The organism is Legionella longbeachae (assembly GCF_004283175.1).
GTDB lineage: Bacteria > Pseudomonadota > Gammaproteobacteria > Legionellales > Legionellaceae > Legionella > Legionella longbeachae.
The window spans coordinates 1-18,578 of the sequence record NZ_RXNW01000002.1 but is presented as its reverse complement, the minus strand read 5'-3'; the positions used below and the strand labels follow the sequence as shown (position 1 = coordinate 18,578).

Below are 18,578 nucleotides of genomic sequence, written 5' to 3'. Positions count from 1 at the left end.
CCTTAAGGTTCTTGAGAGGCTAAATAATACCATGAAACAAAAGAACTCACCCCCAAAAGGAGAAATATTGTCGCTAATGAATATTGTCCGTACCATTGGCCAAGCGCAACAATCCCCGTAGATAATGCCGCACTTAAATCCTGCATACAGGCATATAAAGCACCTACTGTGCCTGCCATATGTGGGAACGGATGGAAGGCGCCAGCAAAAGCATTAATAAAGGTAAAACCAACTCCCATACTAAAAAAAGAAACGGGAATCATAATGGATAAAACATTTTTCATTCCTAAAAAGGCGAGGCAAAGCATGGCGAGACCACCAATGATCATAAAAATTATCCCAATAAATACCATATGAGATACTCCTTTGCCCATCACCATTTGACTATTGATTATGCCACTCACACAAATTGCTCCTGCAATAAATATAGTTAATTGGCCAAACTCTATGGGACTCAATCCTAAGACATCTTGAAAAAGAAAAGGCGCAATTGCGAGATAAGCGAGTAAACCTGCGCAAGCAAAACACGCGCACAAGGCATAACCCAAAAAAACTTTTGAGCGCAATAATGTAAAGTAATTATCCCGCATGACTCGTATTTTAGTTGCCTCTGGATTAAGGTTTTTATTGGTTTCTGGAAGAGTAAATAAAGCAAAAAGCCATATGACAATCCCAAACAGGAATAAACACAAAAAATTATTGCGCCATCCAAAGTGCTCTTGAATATACCCACCTAAAACAGGAGAGGCAACCATAATAAAAACGCTCACGATGCCTACATAGGAACCAATTTTTGATAAAACCCTGTCTGTGAACAGATCACGAACTAAAGAGCGCCCTACTGAACCACAACAACCGATACCAAAACCTTGAATAAAACGACCAAGGATTAAAACAAAAACTGTAGGTGCTAAAAAGCAGCATAAGCTTCCCAAAATACTTAAACCAACGCCAAACATTAACGGAGGTTTGCGGCCAATTTTATCGGACAAAGGACCATAAAATACATGTGAAATACTTAGTCCAAGCATAAAAAGAGAAAGCGTTAATTGAATTGAAGCTTCATTCGTATTAAAAACTTTAGTGATGGCAGGTAAGGAGGGAACATACTGATCTGTAGTCATTTGCATCAACACCATGAGCATTAAAACCACAGAAACCAACAAAGGCTGTAATGAGACTTGTTGCATATTATTTTTTTCGTGCATTAAAAACCCTTTCCAACATAATTACGCGTTAATTCTTATTTCACAAAAATTAGATCATACATAACACTAAAACAGTCAAGCAACAAAAAAAACCAACAAACCAAATTGCTGATCTTAACGAAGCCATATCCATTATATAAAAAAAGCTATAAATGATTCGTGAAACAATATAAATAAGCGCCAATACTTGGACTGCTGTGCTCACATGATTTGTAGCAATTGCAGCCAATGCAGCAATGGCAAATATAAGCAATGACTCAAAACTATTTTGATGCGCAGCCAAAGCTCTTGCACCCATTCCTTTTAATCTAGACTGTTGCAATCTTGGATAATGATTGTCGTATTTCCCCTCTTTTTGCATAAAACTGGCAACAACGAACTTTAAAAGATAAGGCAACAGGGTTGCAATAAACAAACATACAATTAAAGTTGTCATCAACCAATCTTCCTGATTGTAAATAAAAATTGAATCATCATAACGGTAATGTCACCCCAGTACAATAATCTCTCGCTTATAAATACTTCGATCCTTAGTCTTAATTATCTAAAGAACATCAGACTTCTTGCATAGAACACTATCTACCTGTGAATCTCTTCTGTTATGATAAGTTTATCAAGTAGTTATCATTTAAAGGATTAATATCATGGTGCAAGAGGAATCAAAAAAAAAATCCAAAGGTCATATTGTTTTATCATCACATCCAGCTGGGCATACAGCTGCACCTTTAAAGATAAAATGGGGAGCCCAAGACCCTAAGGAACGAGGACCAGTAATTGCTTCACTGACCAATATAAAAAATCGCAATGCTGTTGGCACTCATTCCGGATCCTATTCCGTCTACCGAGCGCTTGCGGTTGCCGCAGGAGTTTTGGATCCTGAACATGTTCCAGATCTGACCGATACCACACCGCCAGTTGCCATAGGCCCACACACCCAATGGAGTGGCACTCAAAAAATAATCTCTCTCGATCCATGGGGTCATCTTGTAGCCAGCGTATTTGCCGAAGAAATTAAATCAGGATACGATATTCGTCCAACAATTGCTGTGACAAAAGCACATATAAATATCCCTGAACTCCATACAGCGATGCAAAAAGGCAGATTAAAACCCGATGGAAAAATATTAAAAGAATCCGGTGATGTGGCCGTTACTAAAGCAGCCATAGAACCAGTTTGGTATCTACCGGGAATCGCCGAGCGCTTTGGTGTTTCAGAGTCACGTTTACGTCGCACTTTATTTGAACAAACAGCAGGAATGTTTCCCGAGCTGGTTACGCGCACCGATTTGGATGTTTTTTTACCTCCTATAGGAGGCTTAACCGCCTATTTTTTTGGCGATGTGACGACCATACATGACCCAAAAATCGAACTTACTTGCCGTATTCATGATGAGTGTAATGGTTCGGATGTTTTTGGTTCTGATATCTGTACGTGTCGACCTTATTTAGTTCATGGAATTGAGCTGTCTATCGAATCAGCACAAAAAGGTGGGGCGGGATTGATTGTTTACAATCGCAAAGAGGGCCGAGCTTTAGGGGAGGTCACTAAATTTTTGGTCTACAACGCCCGCAAGCGACAAAAAGGCGGGGATACAGCAGCCAAGTACTTTGAACGAACAGAATGCGTCGCAGGCGTTCAAGACATGCGTTTTCAAGAATTAATGTCCGATGTCCTCCACTGGCTTGGTATCACTAAAATTCATCGTTTTGTTTCCATGTCGAATATGAAATATGACGCCTTACTCAAATCAGGCATTAATATCTCAGAGCGTGTCACCATACCTGATGAGCTCATCCCACCCGATGCGCAGGTAGAAATGAATGCTAAACGAGCAGCAGGTTATTACTCCCCAGAGCGTATTGTAGATATCAATGAACTAGCGAAAACCAAAGGACGTGATCTCCATGAGTAATAAACAAGTAGAAATTGACCAGGTTCTTGCGACACTTATGGATCCATCTTCAATCCGAATAAGATCACAAGCAATTCTAGAGCTGATTAAACACGATAAATCAGCATATTTCGCCTTGGAAACTGAAAAATTGACCAGCACCGCATCTTTTATTATTGAAGTGATGCAAGATAACTATCCAGATTTAGATATTCCTTATCATAGTCGTTGGCGACATTTTGAAGCGGGAGGTATCGATCGCATTAAAAGTATGCAAGAACAATTAAGCGCCTTATCTATTGATGAGCGTGGAAAGATTCTTTATGAGCTCGTTATTATCAGCGTCTTTTTAGATGCGGGTGCAGGGCCATACTGGTGTTACAAAGATCCAGAAACAGGAGCTACCTATTCTCGATCAGAAGGCTTGGCTTTAGCCAGTTTATCATTGTATCAAAAGGGTATTTTTAGCTCCCTTCCATCAGAACCATTCAGAGTAGATGCAGCGCGCTTAGTAACATTTAATGAACATGAGCTAAGACAAGGTTTTCAAGTCACCCAAAGCAATCCTCTGGAAGGTATTTCTGGACGGGTCGCCTTGTTAAATCGATTAGGATCATTAATACAGCATGATGAGCAACATTTTGGTAAAGAGCACCGATTAGGCAATTTTTTTACTTACATAAGCTCATTAGCGAACCATAAGCAACTCACAGCAAAACAAATTTTTCAAACCGTACTTAATACATTTAATGAAATTTGGCCAACGAGACTTTTATTTCATGGCGTTTCCCTCGGTGATGTTTGGCAACATAAGGCATTAAAAACCAATGAACCTGGTTCTGAATACATTCCATTTCATAAGTTATCCCAATGGTTAACCTATTCATTAATCGAGCCTTTAGAGCATACTGGAATATCAGTGACTCATCTGGATGAACTTACTGGATTACCTGAATATCGCAATGGCGGATTACTTATTGATTGTGAGTTACTCCGAATAAAAGATAATAAAGATCTGGAAAAAGCATACTTACCTGATGCAGAAATTATCGTAGAATGGCGAGCCTTAACTGTAATTCTATTAGATGAATTAGCTGAAGTAATCAGAAAAAAATTACGAAAAAACCAGACTGAATTACCCTTAGCTAAAATTTTACAAGGAGGCACTTGGGAAGCAGGACGGCGTATTGCCAGACAAAAGCGACCTTTAGGCTCCCCTCCTCTCCAAATTATTAGTGATGGAACCGTTTTTTAATCCACTAGATGACAGCCTCAACGAACAAGTTTTCTGGAGTAAAGCATGAATAATCAACAAGTAGTTGTAGTCAAACACCCGTTAATTCAGCATAAATTAACAATTATGCGTCGAAAAGATACAAGCACAGTCAAGTTTCGCGCCTTAATGCACGAAATTAGCATGCTTTTGGCTTATGAAATAACACGCGACTTAGAAATAGAGTATGAAGAAATCGAAACCCCTTTAGCATTAATGCAGTCTCCTGTTTTAAAAGGAAAAAAAATGGTTTTTGTTTCCATTTTGCGTGCTGGAAATGGATTGGTCGATGGCATGTTACAACTTGTACCCACAGCAAGAATTGGCCATATTGGTTTATATCGTGATCCTTTAACACTAGAGCCGATTGAATATTATTTTAAACTTCCAGAACACACCCAAGACCGAGATGTTATCGTAGTTGATCCCATGTTAGCCACTGGTAATTCTGCAATTGCCGCGGTCAATGAAATCAGAGCATTAAGTCCTAAATCCATAAAGTTTCTTTGTCTTCTTGCTTCACCTGAAGGAATAACGGCCTTCCATGAGGAGCATCCAGAGGTTCCAATTTATACTGCAGCAATAGACCAACAGCTCAATGAAAAAGGTTATATTATCCCAGGCTTAGGTGATGCGGGAGATAGACTTTATGGAACAAAATTGGAGTGTTGAGCTTTAACCTAGAAAAAACAGTGGAGTCTGTTGCATTCATTGTAGGTTTCAACAGATTTTTTCTAGGTTTAAAACTAAATTTACTTTACAGATGAGTAAAAATTGCTGTACAAAGCAAATTGATCTTTATAATTTTTACTCGGATACATATAGAACTGTTGAGATATCGCTCCAATAGTGTTAAAATTGAACGGAATGTACTGGGTATACATCTAAAGGGTTGTTTTAATGGCATCAAATGAATCTACAACGCTACTCTCTCCGCTAACCGTAAACAAAAAAACTTCCTGGACAAAAAATAATACCACCTGGATGTTAAGCTTGTATGGTACCGCAGTTGGGGCAGGAACTCTTTTTCTTCCTATTGATGCTGGACTCAATGGAATTTGGCCGTTAATTATAATGACTCTGCTCGCATTTCCGATGACCCACTATTCTCATCGTGCTTTATGCCGTTTTGTTTTATCAGGTTCTACAACAAAAAATGATATTACCAATGTAGTAGAAGAACATTTTGGTGTTTTTTCAGGACGAATCCTAACCGGCTTGTATTTTTTTGCAATTTACCCCATCCTGCTCATGTATAGTGTAGCAATTACCAACACAACTGAAAGCTTTCTTGTACATCAGTTAGGCATTTCAGCACCACCAAGAGCACTTTTAGCCATTATACTTATTCTCGCTTTAATGGCCGTAGTCCGATTTGGACAAGAAATTATAGTAAAATCAATGTCAGTATTGGTTTATCCATTTGCAACGATTCTTTTATTTTTATCACTTTATTTGATTCCCCATTGGAATGATGCCATTTTGCAACAAAGTAATTCATTGCATGCTAACGGTGGGCATGGATTACTCATGACGTTATGGTTAGTTATCCCTGTGATGGTATTTTCGTTTAACCATTCACCCATTATTTCTTCTTTTGCTGTAAATCAAAAAGAGCGATATGGTCATGATGCTGATCGTAACAGTACTTGGATTATGCAATACAGTCATTTATTGATGGTATTTTCTGTCATGTTTTTTGTATTTAGCTGTGTTTTTAGTCTTTCTCCTCAGGATTTATTGCAGGCAAAAGAACAAAATATCTCCATACTTTCATATCTGGCAAATCATTTTAAAACACCTTTAATTGCTACTGTTGCGCCAATCATTGCTTTTATAGCAATTTCGAAATCGTTTCTAGGCCATTACCTGGGTGCGAAAGAAGGATTAAGCAGTATCATTATGAATGTGTTCAAACCCACAAAAACAACCATCAGTGACACTAAATTACAACGAATCGTTGAAATTTTTATGATAGTAACCTGCTGGCTAGTCGCTACAATAAATCCCAATATCTTAAAAATGATAGAAACTCTTGGAGGCCCTATCATCGCCATACTCCTGTTTATCATGCCCATGTATGCGATTGCTAAAATTCCAGCAATGAAAAAATATCGCACGGATGTAATTAGTAATGTGTTTGTTACAATTATGGGCATTATTGCGATTTCAGCTATAGTGTATGGGTTATTTTGAGCTTACAGGCATATTGTACTGATATTGCAATAAACTCTTCCAAGCCTATAGAGAAAATCTTTAGTTATTAGTACTGTGTTGATGAAAAGGAGAACTTGGAGAAATTGTCCCCTGCAATTCCTCCCCTTCACCCTTAGGTTTAATGTTGTTTAAAGCATCTTTGATTGAGTTCACTTTCTGAATTGACGTTGTTTGTTTCGTATAGAACCCCACCGTAGCTACGAAAGCTACTGCTTTTGCTATATTGAAAAATATACTTTTCCATCCTCTGGCGTTTTTTAATTCACTATTTTGAGCTAGTTCAATATGTTTACTGCAATTATCAACAAATGCTTTTTTATTTGTGGTATTAGGTTCTTGCTTAATAAATTTATTTCTTTCATCTACTAAATTATTGTAAAATTTTTCCGCTTCTTTAGCAGCAGTGGGATAGCCTCTAGTCTCGAGGCTCAAAGCCTGCTCTTTCACTTCCTTTAATTGTTCATCGAAACATTTTAGTAATGGCTTAAAGTTTTCGGGTACAGGATCTAAACTATGAAACTCAAGTTTTGTTTGTTGTGTTGGTTTACTTGAACTTCTTGGAGTTTTAGGACTAGCTGAGAATTGAAGAGTGGAGTCATCTTGATTAGCTACGGATTGTACGTGCTCAACTTGTTCTGGATGATCTTTAGATTGATAATGAACAGTCATGGGTTTTAAACTATTCCTGAAAGCAAATTCATCTGGGCTGCAACCAAAACTTGAGTCAAATGATTTCCCCATCCCTAATGCCCAAGGATCAATCATCAAGGAACCTTTCGGCAAATTTCCTGTAAACGTAGGAGGAGTTTTTTCGGTATTAAGCGCTAGTGTATGTTCTTTAGGAATTAAGATAGCAATGTTATGAGCTCCCCCCATAATGCCTGCGTAAACTGTATTATAATAATCTGTTATATCCTTATTTTGAATCATTGTACCGATGGCATGTCTGGCAAAATTACTACATTCTGAAGATTTAGCCTCTGTTGTTTGCTTTCGCGCATTCACGAAAATATTTGCCGTAATAAGACCAGGTGGAGGTGACAATCCAGATGCCTTTGCATTTTTTGCATTGTCGTAAATCTTCTGCCCTTCTTCACTTAAGTTTTTTTTGGCCCATTTTTTAAATTCTTCAAAACTAAGGTCTCTGGGTGGGTTTCCTTTTAAAGGCAAGCATTGAGGGAAACTTCGAACATCATTCACTACATAGTCCTCATAGTGTTGTTTGCGCATTAACTCCCTTATTTGCTCCACAGTTGGCTTAGGCATAATCAAGCTCTACTTTACATCACCTATATGTTCAATTTATAGACAGTTTTGCCAGCCAATACCAACCTAGAGAAGATATTAACACTATTGCCTTGCAAGAACTTGCCCAATCTATTGAGCTACAAAGCTTAATCGAATCGCTCATTGTACGTACCATTGCGAAACAACTCTAATTCTGATCAATTTTAATCGTATTTTTCAACAGGCGAGGCTATTTTAATTCTCACCAAAATGTGAAACAATTTCCCATTCTCCATTTGAGTGTTTTTTCCATGCACGTTGAATTTCACCACTTACCCATTGAAAGCATTCAAGCAGGCCAATATCAATCAAGAGAAGATTTTAATACCACAGCTTTGCAAGAACTCGCCCAATCTATTGCTTCACAAGGCTTAATTGAACCGCTCATCGTACGCATAATCGCCAAAAATCGGTATGAAATTATTGCCGGAGAAAGACGCTGGAGAGCTGCAAAAATAGCAGGATTGCAAACTGTGCCTTGCCTTGTAGGAGATTACACTGACAAGCAGGCTTGTGCTCTTACCTTGATTGAAAACATTCAACGCGAAAATTTAAATTTAATTGAAGAAGCAAGTGCCTACAGACGTTTAATTGATGAATTTAATTATCAGCAAGATGAAATAGCTACACTGGTAGGAAAATCACGGAGCCATATTGCTAATATTTTACGATTATTAAGCCTAAGTGAAAAAATAAAAAATTTAATTCGTGATAAAGCATTATCTCTAGGCCATGCACGAATGCTCGTAGGACTTGATGTTGCCCAACAAGAATATTTGGCGGTTCAAACGATAAACGAACAGTGGTCAGTAAGACAACTGGAGCATGCCGTAAAAATACAAAAAAATAATGACCGCGCTTCGCCAAAAAATGCCAAAAAAGATCGTGATGTTGAACGCTTACAAAGTGTTCTAGCAGAACAAGTAGGTGCTCCCGTACAAATTATAAATGATAATGATGATGGCGGATGGCTAAAAGTAAAATTTTATGATAATGATACGCTTGCGGGGCTTTTGGAGCGTCTGGGCTTACGATATGATTAGAACATGCTTACCTCCCCAAAAAAATGAGGAACAACATTGATGAAAAAGACGTTAATTAGCGCATTTTTCGTGACATTATCCTCGGTATCACAAAGCGCCCGGATACAAAATGAAGTAGATAAATTAATTAACCAAATTAATCCAAACGTTAATCTTGGAGCCGTTGTCGTTGATCTTACCTCAGGAGAAACTTTATATCGACGCAATGCCGGGCGATTATATATCCCTGCAAGCAACATGAAGCTTTTTTCTGAAGCGGCCGCCTTAATGGTTCTTGGACCTGATTACCATTTTAAAAACCAACTCAGTATGGGAGCGGGTAAAATACAACAAGGTGTTTTGCAAGGAAATGTCTATATACAACTGAGTGGCGATCCTTCATTTAACCGAGAGAATCTAAAAAAATTACTGTCTTCTTTAAAAGAATTAAATATCAATACCATTCAAGGTAACGTATATATTGACAGTAGCGTAGCTGGAGTTACCCCCTATCCTCCTGGGTGGCTCACCTCTGATTTAACGTACAGCTATGGCGCACCTAACGCACCAGTAATGCTTGACGCGAATCGCTTGACCGTCACCGTAAATCCCGGAGCACGCATAGGGGATCCTGCGATAGTTGAAGTAGACGATGGAGGGGGAAACATCACGTTAAACAATCAAGCAACCACTAAAGCCAAGGCACAAGGTTGTGGTGTAGGCTTTAGTTTAGATAAAGAAAATCATTTAACAGTACGCGGTTGTGTGGGCGTTGGACAATGGGCAGTACAACAACGAATGGCAATCAAAAATCCTTTAATGTATGCCCGGGCAATGATCCAAAGTCAATTAGCCAAAGAACATATCCAACTTAATGGCCAAGTTCAATTAGGCAAAACTCCGGGTCGCTCTTTATTAATTGCAACACAATACTCTAAACCTCTGTCAGAATTAATGGCTGATACGTTGAAGCCCTCTGATAATTTATACGCGGACAGCTTATATTTACATGCTGCGGCTAAACTTAATGGCGCCCCTGTCAATTGGCAATCAGCACAACCTATAATTAAGAATTTTTTACAATCTCAAACCGGTATTGATTTTACGAATGCAATCTTTACTGATGGTTCAGGTTTATCTCGCTACAGCTTAGTCACCCCTGAGCAAACTATATCCTTATTAAAGTTTTTATATCAACGATTTCCTTTATCCTACGAATATATAGCCGCTTTACCTATATCTGGACGTGATGGAACCTTGCAAAAGAGGTTTCGTATCCCAAGCCAACAAGGCTTTGTTCGTGCTAAAACAGGTACTATGGTAGGGATAAATAGCCTTTCTGGATATCTTTATACAGCTAATGGCCATACATTAGCCTTTGCTTTGTATATCAACCGGCAACCCGGAAAACCATCAGGTCCTGGACGACCTGTTTTAGATGCGTTATGTACTTATTTCTTAAAAAATAATCCAAGTAGTAGCCGATTGAGTCGAGTTTTTTCACCGCATCAGCGCATTAGTTTTCAATCAAATCCGACCCAAGCGGAGAGACAAAAAACTCATCAAGCTAAATGGAGGCGTTTAGAGTCTGTAATACGTATGACGTTAAAAGACCAACCAGTCAATGTTGTGTATCGTAATAATGAACTGGTCGTAATCGACAACCAGGTAGATCCTGGCAAGGTTTGGTCTGCTTTACAGTCTGTTATTAAAAAGTATCCATTTGCCGTGATGCTATCATCCAAAACTTTATCGATAAATCCTGCTGGTAGCCCAACATTATTGTGGGTACAAACATCAGAGAATCCAAATCAGGTACAGCGAATTTGGAGCATTCACGAAGCAACTTAAAATTTGATAAAAATTATATCCCTAAAGTTTAATTAAAAAATTACGGAGAAATTGATTGAAATCACTCTTTAAGCTCATTTCTTTAATCAGTTGGTTTATTCATCCTGCATATGCAAATTTGAATTTTCTCACAATCAGCGACATTCATTATGGTGAAACTAACGTATCACGTGATGGAGAAGATACAGGACCAGAATTTCTCAACATTACTATGAAGAAATTCAAACAATTAAGTAAAAAGGTGAACTTTATTCTTTGCTTAGGTGATTTACCAACCCATTCTTTATTCAATAGCTCTATCAAAGGAGCATATGAAAAAAAGGTATTTGACGAATTATATATCAATGATCCGGGTTTAAAACCCATTTTTTACATTACTGGCAATAATGATTCTTTAAGCGGAAATTATCAACCATTTACATCAAATGGAGTTTCTCCTTTAAATTACGCAATAAATTGGCATGGAGCATGCACACATTGTAAGGGATTAATTATTAATGATAATCACATGTATCGCGATGGCTATTATTCAAGTTACGTCATCCCTGGAAATAAAAAAATCATATTAATCGCACTCAACGCCAATCAATGGGCAAAAACCCCCCTGCTCTCGCGATACCCTAAGCAGAAAAAAGACGCATTAGAACAGCTATCCTGGCTTGATCAACAATTAAATGAACATCATGCCGAACAATTATTAATTGCAATGCATGAGCCACCAGGCAATTCATATACAGGAAAAGCAGTTTGGCACAAAGAGTATTTAAAAAAATTTATCAATATTCTTAACAAATACCAACAATCATATGGGGAGATTACCCTGTTAACCGCACATTCCCATATGGATGAATTTAGAAAAATTCATTTGGAGAATGGCACAAATATCTATGCCTTCTCTACTCCAGGCATCAGTCGTAACCATCATAATTATCCTGGCATGAAGATCTTCTCGCTAAACAAAAAAATGAAAGTTGAAAATTTTACCACTTATTATACCAGTCACTTAGATAAGTGGGAAAACCAACAGTATCAGGCTGCAAATAATCCAGATGCAATTTTCCCCCATTGTCAAAATAAAAGATTATCTCAATGCCTCAATAAATTGGATAAGCAACAAATTTGCAATTATGAAGATCAGGGGTTATTTTACGGGGTAAAAAGCCCTATAGTTCCAAATGACTGTAACAAAATATATAAGGTTAACTAGATAATATTTTTTATATCTCACTAAATCAAAGGACTAATATGAAAGCACTTTACACAGCCACAGCGCGTACACACGGCGGAAGGAATGGGCATATTGAAACATCAGATGGCTTACTAAAAATCGACTTGGCAATGCCCAAAGAGCTGGGGGGACAAGGTGGCGGTACAAATCCCGAAGAATTATTTGCTGCAGGTTATTCTGCTTGCTTTGAAAGTGCCATTCGTCACGTAGCTCGATTAGAACACATACCTCTTAAAGAAGCATCTATTCTCTCTCAAGTCTCTTTATATCCAACACCTGAAAAGGGATTTAAGCTTGGGGTTGAAATACACGCCTATATAGAGGGTTTAAATCAAGAAGATGCCGAAGAACTGGTAGCAAAAGCGGATAAGGTCTGTCCATACTCCAATGCAATTCGCAATAATATTGCGGTAGAATTTAAAATAATTACGGAATAACCAAAGCATATTATTTAATTCCAGAGCCTTAGAAACATCACCTTCCGCAAAAGCATGGGGGTCTTAATAAAAAAAAGGCCTTGCCAGATACTTCCTCTCGCAGCTTAGTATCAATAGACCCCCTGCTTGCGCAGAGGGTGACGTTTCGCGCTACCTAAACCCTCCTCGCAACCGTCACCTTCGACAGCAGCGGGAGGTCTTAATAAACAAAAAGGCCTTGCCAGATACTTCCTCTCGCAGCATAGCATCAATAGACTCCCTGCTTGCGCAGAGGGTGACGTTTCGCGGTACTTAAACCGTCCTCACACCCGTCACCTTCCGCATCAGCGGGAGGTCTTAATAAACAAAAAGGCCTTGCCAGACATTTCCTCATACGGCTTAGCGTCAATAGCCCCCCTGCTTGCGCAGAGGGTGACGTTTCGCGGTACCTAAACCCTCCTCACACCCGTCATCTTCCACAGCAGCGGGAGATTTAAAAAAACAACAAACCTTACTGGTACTTCAATTTGGAGCATCGTTTCTTACCAGGTTTAAGAGCTAATTCGGGTCATCGGTTTTGAAACACAAAGATGCGCTTCAACGGCCATTGTCAGTGCATTAATAGCATCTTCCAAAGGAGTAGTTTGCTTACAGGCAAAAAAATCATAAATAGGATACTGATGTCTTTTTACTATTTTCATATTCTCAGAGTCATTAGTAAATTTCTTTATAAGTGAATCAATTTCGTGCAAATTACCACTTTGACATTTCAGTTCAAAAATAAACTGTTTTAACAATTCTTCTTCACGACGTTGTGGGCACCTGGATTGCTCTAATTTTTTCGCAACTATACAAATATTATTTATTAATTTTGCCACTTCTGCAGGCAAACGAGTAAATGGAGCTGAGCTACAAGGGCGCATCCTATCTTCTGCTTCTTTACTGCATTTTCTTTTTATGGGTTCTGGTGGGGTAAATTTAAAAACCTTGTTATAAGTATCTTTAAACATTACAGCTAGCCAACTATGGGTATCCATACTGGGATGTATGTCATCCCAAAACATATAACCATCCGCAGGAGAGATATGTTGCTTTTGATATTCTGGATTATTTTGATTTTGTTTGAATTCTGCAGAATCAATATAGGGTGATTTTAATTTATCCTTATCAAATCCGTATTCTTCACAGTTATTATATATGTTTTTAAATGGTGTATTGGCATCAAATATCGAAAGATTCAAAGGGATATTTAAATCCTTATATTTTTCAATCAATTGCTTTGTTCTGGCAGCCAATTGCTCATTAAAATAATCAGAACATTTGGCTGCGTTTGCCTGTTCTTTTTTACTTTTTGCTTGAAATCTTGGAGTTAACGAAAGATCGGGTAAATTTATCAATACAAAATTTCTATAACCTTGCTGAACTAGAATTTCAAGATTTGCAATACGCGCACTCACTGCATTATCAGCCTCGATTAAAGTTGGTTCTACATTCACAGTTAACAAATCATTTGCTCCAGACCATTCAATAATCAATGTTTCAGATTTTTCTCGTTGTTTAATTTTATATTTCTTATCCTCATCAAAAAGTTGTTTGCGCTTATCTTCTAATCTAGCCACTATTAGTCTTAGAAATTCATATTTAGGATTTATTGTAAATTGCCTATAGTAATCATCAGAGGTTAACCCAGCCTCACAATAAAAACGTGCAAAACGCTCACCTTTAAATAAAATATGTTTATCATTATTCAAACTAAATGCTTTTTCATTTTTTTTCCGTATATTTAAATCATTAACTAAAATTGCATCGGCTATATCAGCATTGCCTCTCGGATCATGGTTAATTTTTAATTTTTTTCGTATATAATCGATTTCAAAATCCTCAATAATCGCCGTCACGAAGTAGTCTCCCCAAACAAATCCATTAGTAAACCTGCCTCTGGGAGCATCAAAACCTACTTCATAAAAATCACCTAAAGGAATAAATCCAAATAATTTACGTTTATTAAAAGTACCCCTATCGGACAAACTATCTCCAAGTACAACAATACGGCTAATCTTAATCATGGTCACATTAATCTCCTTATTAATGATTATTGATTTTTAAAACTCACCTAAATTGCACAAAAAATATATAACCAAATCCCTTAATCCTTGAATGTTCATAAGGACGAAAGATCCGAAATATAAGATTACAAATTTTATGTAAAAGATAATCAGTATCGAATAAAACTACGGCTAGTAAAAAAGAAACATCACTACTGAAAAGTAACCTGAGGTGCTAAGAAAAACCTCGACTTTATCCATCAACTAATTATTTGAGGGAGCACTCATTTTAAAATAATGAGTTGGTTACTTGGACAGTTCCTGTTAATATAAACTTATTTCTCCAAAAAAGTCTATGAAAAACAAACATTTTGATCTTATTGTACTTGGTGGCGGAAGCGGCGGTATCGCCAGTGCTGTTCGCGCAGCAAAATATGGTTCCAAAGTAGCTGTAATTGAAGCAAGCTATTTAGGAGGAACTTGTGTCAATTTAGGTTGTGTTCCTAAAAAGATCATGTTTAATGCATCAATGATTGCTGACATGCTTCATCATGCTCCTGACTATGGATTTAATTCTGTGTCCATAGAATTGGATTGGAATACTCTTGTCCATCAGCGTAATGCGTATATCGATCGGCTAAGAGAAAACTACGCCAAACGCTTTGATCAATACGGCATTACTCTCATTCAAGGTAAAGGTGAATTTTATGACGAACAGACAATCAAAGTAAATGATACGCTTTATCAAGCCCCTCATATTATTATTGCGACTGGGGGTGAACCATCTCAACCGCAAATTCATGGAATACAGCATGCAATCGATTCAGATGGTTTTTTTTCCTTGACAAAGCAACCCCAAAAAGTGGCAGTAATTGGTAGTGGCTATATTGGTGTTGAATTAGCAGGAGTATTACATAATTTGGGAAGCGAAACTCATCTTTTGATGAGAGGTACCAGGCCTTTAAGTCGCTTCGATTCCATTTTAGGGGACACTCTGTTAGAAATCATGCAACAACAAGGAATTCATATTCACCAAAATCATCGTGCGCAAGAAATAAATTTACATAGCGATGGTAGAAAATCAATTTTATGCAAAAGCGGCTCTATTATTCACGATATAGATGTGATCATTGCTGCTGTTGGGAGAACTCCCCGAACAGCCCAGCTGCGTCTCGAAAAAGTGAACGTGACGACCGATAAGCAGGGCTTAATTTTAGTCGATGCTTTTCAAAATACAAGTACTAAAGGAATTTATGCTATAGGAGATGTTACTAATGCACCTGCACTTACTCCAGTAGCAATAGCAGCAGGACGTCGTTTGGCCGATCGCTTATTTGGTCAACAACCAGATGCATGTCTAAGTTATGAGAATATAAGCACGGTAATCTTTAGTCACCCACCTATGGGAACGGTAGGTTTAAGTGAAGAAGAAGCAATTGAGCGATATGGTAAAGATCACATCAAGATTTATCAAACTCGTTTTACCCCCATGTTTGATGCTTTTGCCTCTCAAAAGACACCTACTGTAATGAAATTAGTTACACTAGGACAGGAAGAAAAAATTATTGGGCTCCATGTTATTGGCTTAGGAGCCGACGAAATGCTCCAGGGTTTTGGGGTTGCCGTAAAAATGGGGGCATGTAAAAAAGATTTTGATAATACTGTCGCTATTCATCCCACAAGCGCAGAAGAATTAGTAACTATGGTGTAGCTGATATGAATGATGCAGTTCGTAGTTTTCAAGGTAAATCCCCATCTTTGGGGCAAAGAATCTATATTGATCCTAGATCTCTAGTCATTGGCGATGTAAGCCTAGGAGATGATGTTTCTGTTTGGCCTATGGCTGTTATTCGCGGTGATGTCAATTCCATTAAAATTGGGAATGCATGCAACATTCAAGATGGTTCTGTTTTACATGTTACGCATGAAGGTCCATATACTGCTGAGGGCCAGCCCTTGATTCTAGGTCAAGGAATTACAATCGGTCACCAAGCAGCATTGCATGGGTGCGTGATTGATGATTTTTGCCTTATTGGTATGGGAGCAATTATCTTAGATGCTGTTCACATTCAACATCATGTAATGGTTGCTGCTGGTTCGTTAGTAACACCAGGTAACATACTTAAGAGTGGCTATTTATATCTTGGAAGCCCTGCTAAAGCTGTTAGAAAGTTAACAGCTCAAGAACTAGATCACTTGGAATATTCCGCACATCATTATGTGCGGTTAAAAGATAAGTATCTGGATTAAATTGTACTTTTAATTAAATTGTCTACAGGAGTATCATCTATAAACTCATGCCCCTGTTGTTTTTGCTGATTCATTATGCCAAAAGCATGCAGTAACTCTCCATGATTCATCGCTGCCTGCTGTTTTTCTTTTTCATATTGGCTAAGCCGTTTTGCCATTCGCTCTAGAAGTAATTCTGAGTTTTTTATGTTTGTAGCTAATAAATGACTCATCTCTTTAATTGATTCAATCTCTTCTTCCAGTTCAATCATTCGCTTTTCAATTGTCATTTGGAGTCCTTAAGATAAATATTTTATAAAACAAAAAATTATTGGGCTAAATATTTCATTAAAAAATATCTGGGTCTTTTTATGTGAGTGTATCTTGTAAATTGGTTTTTATCGAGATAAAAATTTAATCACTATTAATTATCTTAAGTCCAGATTAATCGACTTTCGTGTATAATTTAATCTTTTTTATAATTGAGCTTACCATGCCATATAGAGATTTCTCGTCTTTTCATAACATCAAACTGCTATTTGGTAATCCCACGGATGATTTCAACTATGGTTACACCTGTACTCCAAATTTTCAGACCGTTCAAAACTCTTTTTTCGACGATGATTACTTTCTTTTATTCAGACGGAGTGAATATGCTGCTCAAATTGAATTAGCTTGCTCTAAAATGTTTAAAGGTCTTATGGGCTATGGCCCTGAATTGGAGATTATTAAAGAAAATAATGAATTTTATATTGCGAGCAGGAAGATAAAAAATTTTAGAGAAGGTTGTCCAGATTTAAAAGATCCAAGTCAATTTCAAAAGATTAGCGGTTTAGCTGCAATGTTTATTATTTGCTATTTTCTTTGTGAAACCGACATGCATTCGGGTAATTTTGGCTTGCAGGATATAGGAGAGGAAAAAAGAACTTTTAGGATAGATATGGCTGAATCTCTCGACTTTGACATGTTACGAACTTCACTTACATTATCAGCGCTACAAAAAATTCCCTATATCGTTGAACAGCACTATCATGGCGTCGATCAAGGATCTTTACCTCAAAATTATGTGGGATCAGAGAGTTTTCAAAGTGAAAAAATAGCTATGATAAACCTAATTGCAGAAACTCCTTTTTCATTTTTTGAAGATATCATTCGTACCACGATAACATCTGATTTATACACGCACCACCAAATAATGTTCAATAAATTTCTTACTTTAGTTGAAGATGAAGAGAAAATTATTTCAATGAAGAAAGATTTTTCTAACATAAAAGTTAGTGAATATGACCTAGAGTCTTTAATAAAGTTATTAAAAAATAGGCATGAACAATGGCAAATATTAGCGCTTGAAAACAATCTTGATCAAGATTTTAGTTTAGCAAATCCGTCACTCTTCATGAAAGAAGTAAATTTATATTATCAAGATACGTCTGATAGCGAGGAAGAAGACGAGCGTTCTTATTCTGAACAAGACACAAATCCAAATCACTCATATTCAGGCATCAGTTTTTTTCCATCGCCAAAGAATGTCCGCACTAATAAGGATGGTGAATATACCCCTGATGAGTTCACAGCCCTTACAAATGTACATTGAGGATAATCATTCTGGGGCAGGGCAAAGCAAAAAAGTTTTTCTGTGTCGCCGTATTAACGAAGACCTAATAAAGAACTTTCTCTGCCCTTTAAAAGTTAATATGGCGAAGTAGAGTAGGCATGGTGCATTCTCGTTAAAAGGGGATTACTACGGAATATCGGAGAAGGGGAAGACTCGATAAAAATACGATAAAAAAAAGCGGCTAAGAAGCCGCTTTGGTAAAAAGACCCTGGCGATGACCTACTTTCACATGAGGAAGCCTCACACTATCATTGGCGCATGTTCGTTTCACTTCTGAGTTCGAGATGGATTCAGG

General features: G+C 37.6%; 17 protein-coding genes and 1 rRNA gene. 12 read left to right on the top strand and 6 right to left on the bottom strand.

The window, feature by feature from the left end; genetic code table 11:
- Nucleotides 1-2: 2 nt before the first annotated feature.
- Nucleotides 3-1,208, bottom strand: a complete 1,206-nt coding sequence (locus tag EKG34_RS02125; protein WP_003635538.1) for a multidrug effflux MFS transporter — start codon at nt 1,206-1,208, stop codon at nt 3-5.
- Between the two features lie 49 nt (nt 1,209-1,257).
- Nucleotides 1,258-1,644, bottom strand: a complete 387-nt coding sequence (locus EKG34_RS02120) for an MAPEG family protein (RefSeq protein WP_003635536.1) — start codon at nt 1,642-1,644, stop codon at nt 1,258-1,260.
- 208 nt (nt 1,645-1,852) lie between these two features.
- Between EKG34_RS02120 and EKG34_RS02115 the strand changes: the two genes are divergently transcribed.
- The 4 genes from EKG34_RS02115 (at nt 1,853) to EKG34_RS02100 (ending at nt 6,569) form a co-directional block, all read left to right on the top strand.
- Nucleotides 1,853-3,121: a GTP cyclohydrolase II gene (locus EKG34_RS02115; protein WP_003635535.1), complete on the top strand. Its 1,269-nt coding sequence runs from the start codon at nt 1,853-1,855 to the stop codon at nt 3,119-3,121.
- Nucleotides 3,114-4,355 (top strand): URC4/urg3 family protein, encoded by a 1,242-nt coding sequence (locus EKG34_RS02110; RefSeq protein WP_003635533.1) that lies wholly within the window; start codon nt 3,114-3,116, stop codon nt 4,353-4,355. The genes EKG34_RS02115 and EKG34_RS02110 overlap by 8 nt, the downstream gene beginning before the upstream one ends.
- A gap of 45 nt (nt 4,356-4,400) precedes the next feature.
- Nucleotides 4,401-5,045 (top strand): uracil phosphoribosyltransferase, encoded by a 645-nt coding sequence (gene upp, locus EKG34_RS02105; RefSeq protein WP_003635532.1) that lies wholly within the window; start codon nt 4,401-4,403, stop codon nt 5,043-5,045.
- 228 nt (nt 5,046-5,273) lie between these two features.
- Nucleotides 5,274-6,569 (top strand): serine/threonine transporter, encoded by a 1,296-nt coding sequence (locus EKG34_RS02100; RefSeq protein ID WP_003635529.1) that lies wholly within the window; start codon nt 5,274-5,276, stop codon nt 6,567-6,569.
- Between the two features lie 60 nt (nt 6,570-6,629).
- On the opposite strand, the gene EKG34_RS02095 is transcribed toward EKG34_RS02100, so the two are convergent.
- Nucleotides 6,630-7,856 carry a hypothetical protein gene (locus EKG34_RS02095; RefSeq protein WP_003635527.1) on the bottom strand — a complete coding sequence of 409 codons (1,227 nt, stop codon included), beginning with the start codon at nt 7,854-7,856 and terminating at the stop codon, nt 6,630-6,632.
- A 38-nt stretch (nt 7,857-7,894) separates the two neighbouring features.
- On the opposite strand from EKG34_RS02095, the gene EKG34_RS19085 reads away from it, so the two are divergent.
- From EKG34_RS19085 to EKG34_RS02070, 5 genes are all read left to right on the top strand, one after another.
- Nucleotides 7,895-8,029: a ParB N-terminal domain-containing protein gene (locus EKG34_RS19085; protein ID WP_455583565.1), complete on the top strand. Its 135-nt coding sequence runs from the start codon at nt 7,895-7,897 to the stop codon at nt 8,027-8,029.
- A 99-nt stretch (nt 8,030-8,128) separates the two neighbouring features.
- On the top strand, nt 8,129-8,920 hold the full coding sequence (locus EKG34_RS02085) for a ParB/RepB/Spo0J family partition protein (protein WP_003635526.1): 792 nt from the start codon (nt 8,129-8,131) through the stop codon (nt 8,918-8,920).
- A gap of 39 nt (nt 8,921-8,959) precedes the next feature.
- Nucleotides 8,960-10,750 carry a D-alanyl-D-alanine carboxypeptidase/D-alanyl-D-alanine endopeptidase gene (gene dacB, locus EKG34_RS02080; RefSeq protein WP_003635523.1) on the top strand — a complete coding sequence of 597 codons (1,791 nt, stop codon included), beginning with the start codon at nt 8,960-8,962 and terminating at the stop codon, nt 10,748-10,750.
- 55 nt (nt 10,751-10,805) lie between these two features.
- Nucleotides 10,806-11,957, top strand: coding sequence for a metallophosphoesterase (locus EKG34_RS02075; RefSeq protein WP_012979336.1), 1,152 nt, complete (start codon nt 10,806-10,808; stop codon nt 11,955-11,957).
- A 38-nt stretch (nt 11,958-11,995) separates the two neighbouring features.
- A complete protein-coding gene (locus EKG34_RS02070) occupies nt 11,996-12,415 on the top strand; it encodes an organic hydroperoxide resistance protein (RefSeq protein WP_003635519.1) in 420 nt (139 codons plus the stop codon).
- Between the two features lie 530 nt (nt 12,416-12,945).
- On the opposite strand, the gene EKG34_RS02065 is transcribed toward EKG34_RS02070, so the two are convergent.
- Nucleotides 12,946-14,460 carry an SGNH/GDSL hydrolase family protein gene (locus tag EKG34_RS02065; RefSeq protein WP_003635518.1) on the bottom strand — a complete coding sequence of 505 codons (1,515 nt, stop codon included), beginning with the start codon at nt 14,458-14,460 and terminating at the stop codon, nt 12,946-12,948.
- Between the two features lie 334 nt (nt 14,461-14,794).
- Here EKG34_RS02065 and gorA point away from each other — a divergent pair, with 334 nt between their 5' ends.
- Both gorA and EKG34_RS02055 read left to right on the top strand, forming a co-directional pair.
- Nucleotides 14,795-16,150 carry a glutathione-disulfide reductase gene (gorA, locus tag EKG34_RS02060; protein ID WP_003635516.1) on the top strand — a complete coding sequence of 452 codons (1,356 nt, stop codon included), beginning with the start codon at nt 14,795-14,797 and terminating at the stop codon, nt 16,148-16,150.
- A 5-nt stretch (nt 16,151-16,155) separates the two neighbouring features.
- Complete coding sequence (locus EKG34_RS02055; protein WP_003635514.1) at nt 16,156-16,689, top strand: gamma carbonic anhydrase family protein; 534 nt, start codon at nt 16,156-16,158, stop codon at nt 16,687-16,689.
- On the opposite strand, the gene EKG34_RS02050 is transcribed toward EKG34_RS02055, so the two are convergent.
- Nucleotides 16,686-16,958: a hypothetical protein gene (locus EKG34_RS02050; protein ID WP_012979339.1), complete on the bottom strand. Its 273-nt coding sequence runs from the start codon at nt 16,956-16,958 to the stop codon at nt 16,686-16,688. The two genes, EKG34_RS02055 and EKG34_RS02050, sit on opposite strands and share 4 nt — an antisense overlap.
- A gap of 167 nt (nt 16,959-17,125) precedes the next feature.
- Here EKG34_RS02050 and EKG34_RS02045 point away from each other — a divergent pair, with 167 nt between their 5' ends.
- The gene (locus EKG34_RS02045) at nt 17,126-18,262 is read left to right on the top strand and encodes a hypothetical protein (RefSeq protein ID WP_125461289.1); all 1,137 of its coding nucleotides are present in this window, start codon (nt 17,126-17,128) and stop codon (nt 18,260-18,262) included.
- A 227-nt stretch (nt 18,263-18,489) separates the two neighbouring features.
- Here EKG34_RS02045 and rrf read toward each other — a convergent pair.
- A 5S ribosomal RNA gene (gene rrf / locus EKG34_RS02040) occupies nt 18,490-18,578 on the bottom strand; the annotation flags it as partial.

Excerpts from the sequence above, each read along its gene's own strand:
- EKG34_RS02115 (WP_003635535.1), top strand. The coding sequence starts at position 1,853 with ATGGTGCAAGAGGAATCAAAAAAAAAATCCAAAGGTCATATTGTTTTA.
- EKG34_RS02070 (WP_003635519.1), top strand. The coding sequence starts at position 11,996 with ATGAAAGCACTTTACACAGCCACAGCGCGTACACACGGCGGAAGGAAT.
- dacB (WP_003635523.1), top strand. The coding sequence starts at position 8,960 with ATGAAAAAGACGTTAATTAGCGCATTTTTCGTGACATTATCCTCGGTA.
- EKG34_RS02055 (WP_003635514.1), top strand. The coding sequence starts at position 16,156 with ATGAATGATGCAGTTCGTAGTTTTCAAGGTAAATCCCCATCTTTGGGG.
- EKG34_RS02085 (WP_003635526.1), top strand. The coding sequence starts at position 8,129 with ATGCACGTTGAATTTCACCACTTACCCATTGAAAGCATTCAAGCAGGC.
- EKG34_RS02110 (WP_003635533.1), top strand. The coding sequence starts at position 3,114 with ATGAGTAATAAACAAGTAGAAATTGACCAGGTTCTTGCGACACTTATG.
- EKG34_RS02050 (WP_012979339.1), bottom strand. The coding sequence starts at position 16,958 with ATGACAATTGAAAAGCGAATGATTGAACTGGAAGAAGAGATTGAATCA.
- EKG34_RS02125 (WP_003635538.1), bottom strand. The coding sequence starts at position 1,208 with ATGCACGAAAAAAATAATATGCAACAAGTCTCATTACAGCCTTTGTTG.
- EKG34_RS02100 (WP_003635529.1), top strand. The coding sequence starts at position 5,274 with ATGGCATCAAATGAATCTACAACGCTACTCTCTCCGCTAACCGTAAAC.
- gorA (WP_003635516.1), top strand. The coding sequence starts at position 14,795 with ATGAAAAACAAACATTTTGATCTTATTGTACTTGGTGGCGGAAGCGGC.
- EKG34_RS02065 (WP_003635518.1), bottom strand. The coding sequence starts at position 14,460 with ATGATTAAGATTAGCCGTATTGTTGTACTTGGAGATAGTTTGTCCGAT.
- upp (WP_003635532.1), top strand. The coding sequence starts at position 4,401 with ATGAATAATCAACAAGTAGTTGTAGTCAAACACCCGTTAATTCAGCAT.
- EKG34_RS02095 (WP_003635527.1), bottom strand. The coding sequence starts at position 7,856 with ATGCCTAAGCCAACTGTGGAGCAAATAAGGGAGTTAATGCGCAAACAA.
- EKG34_RS02120 (WP_003635536.1), bottom strand. The coding sequence starts at position 1,644 with ATGACAACTTTAATTGTATGTTTGTTTATTGCAACCCTGTTGCCTTAT.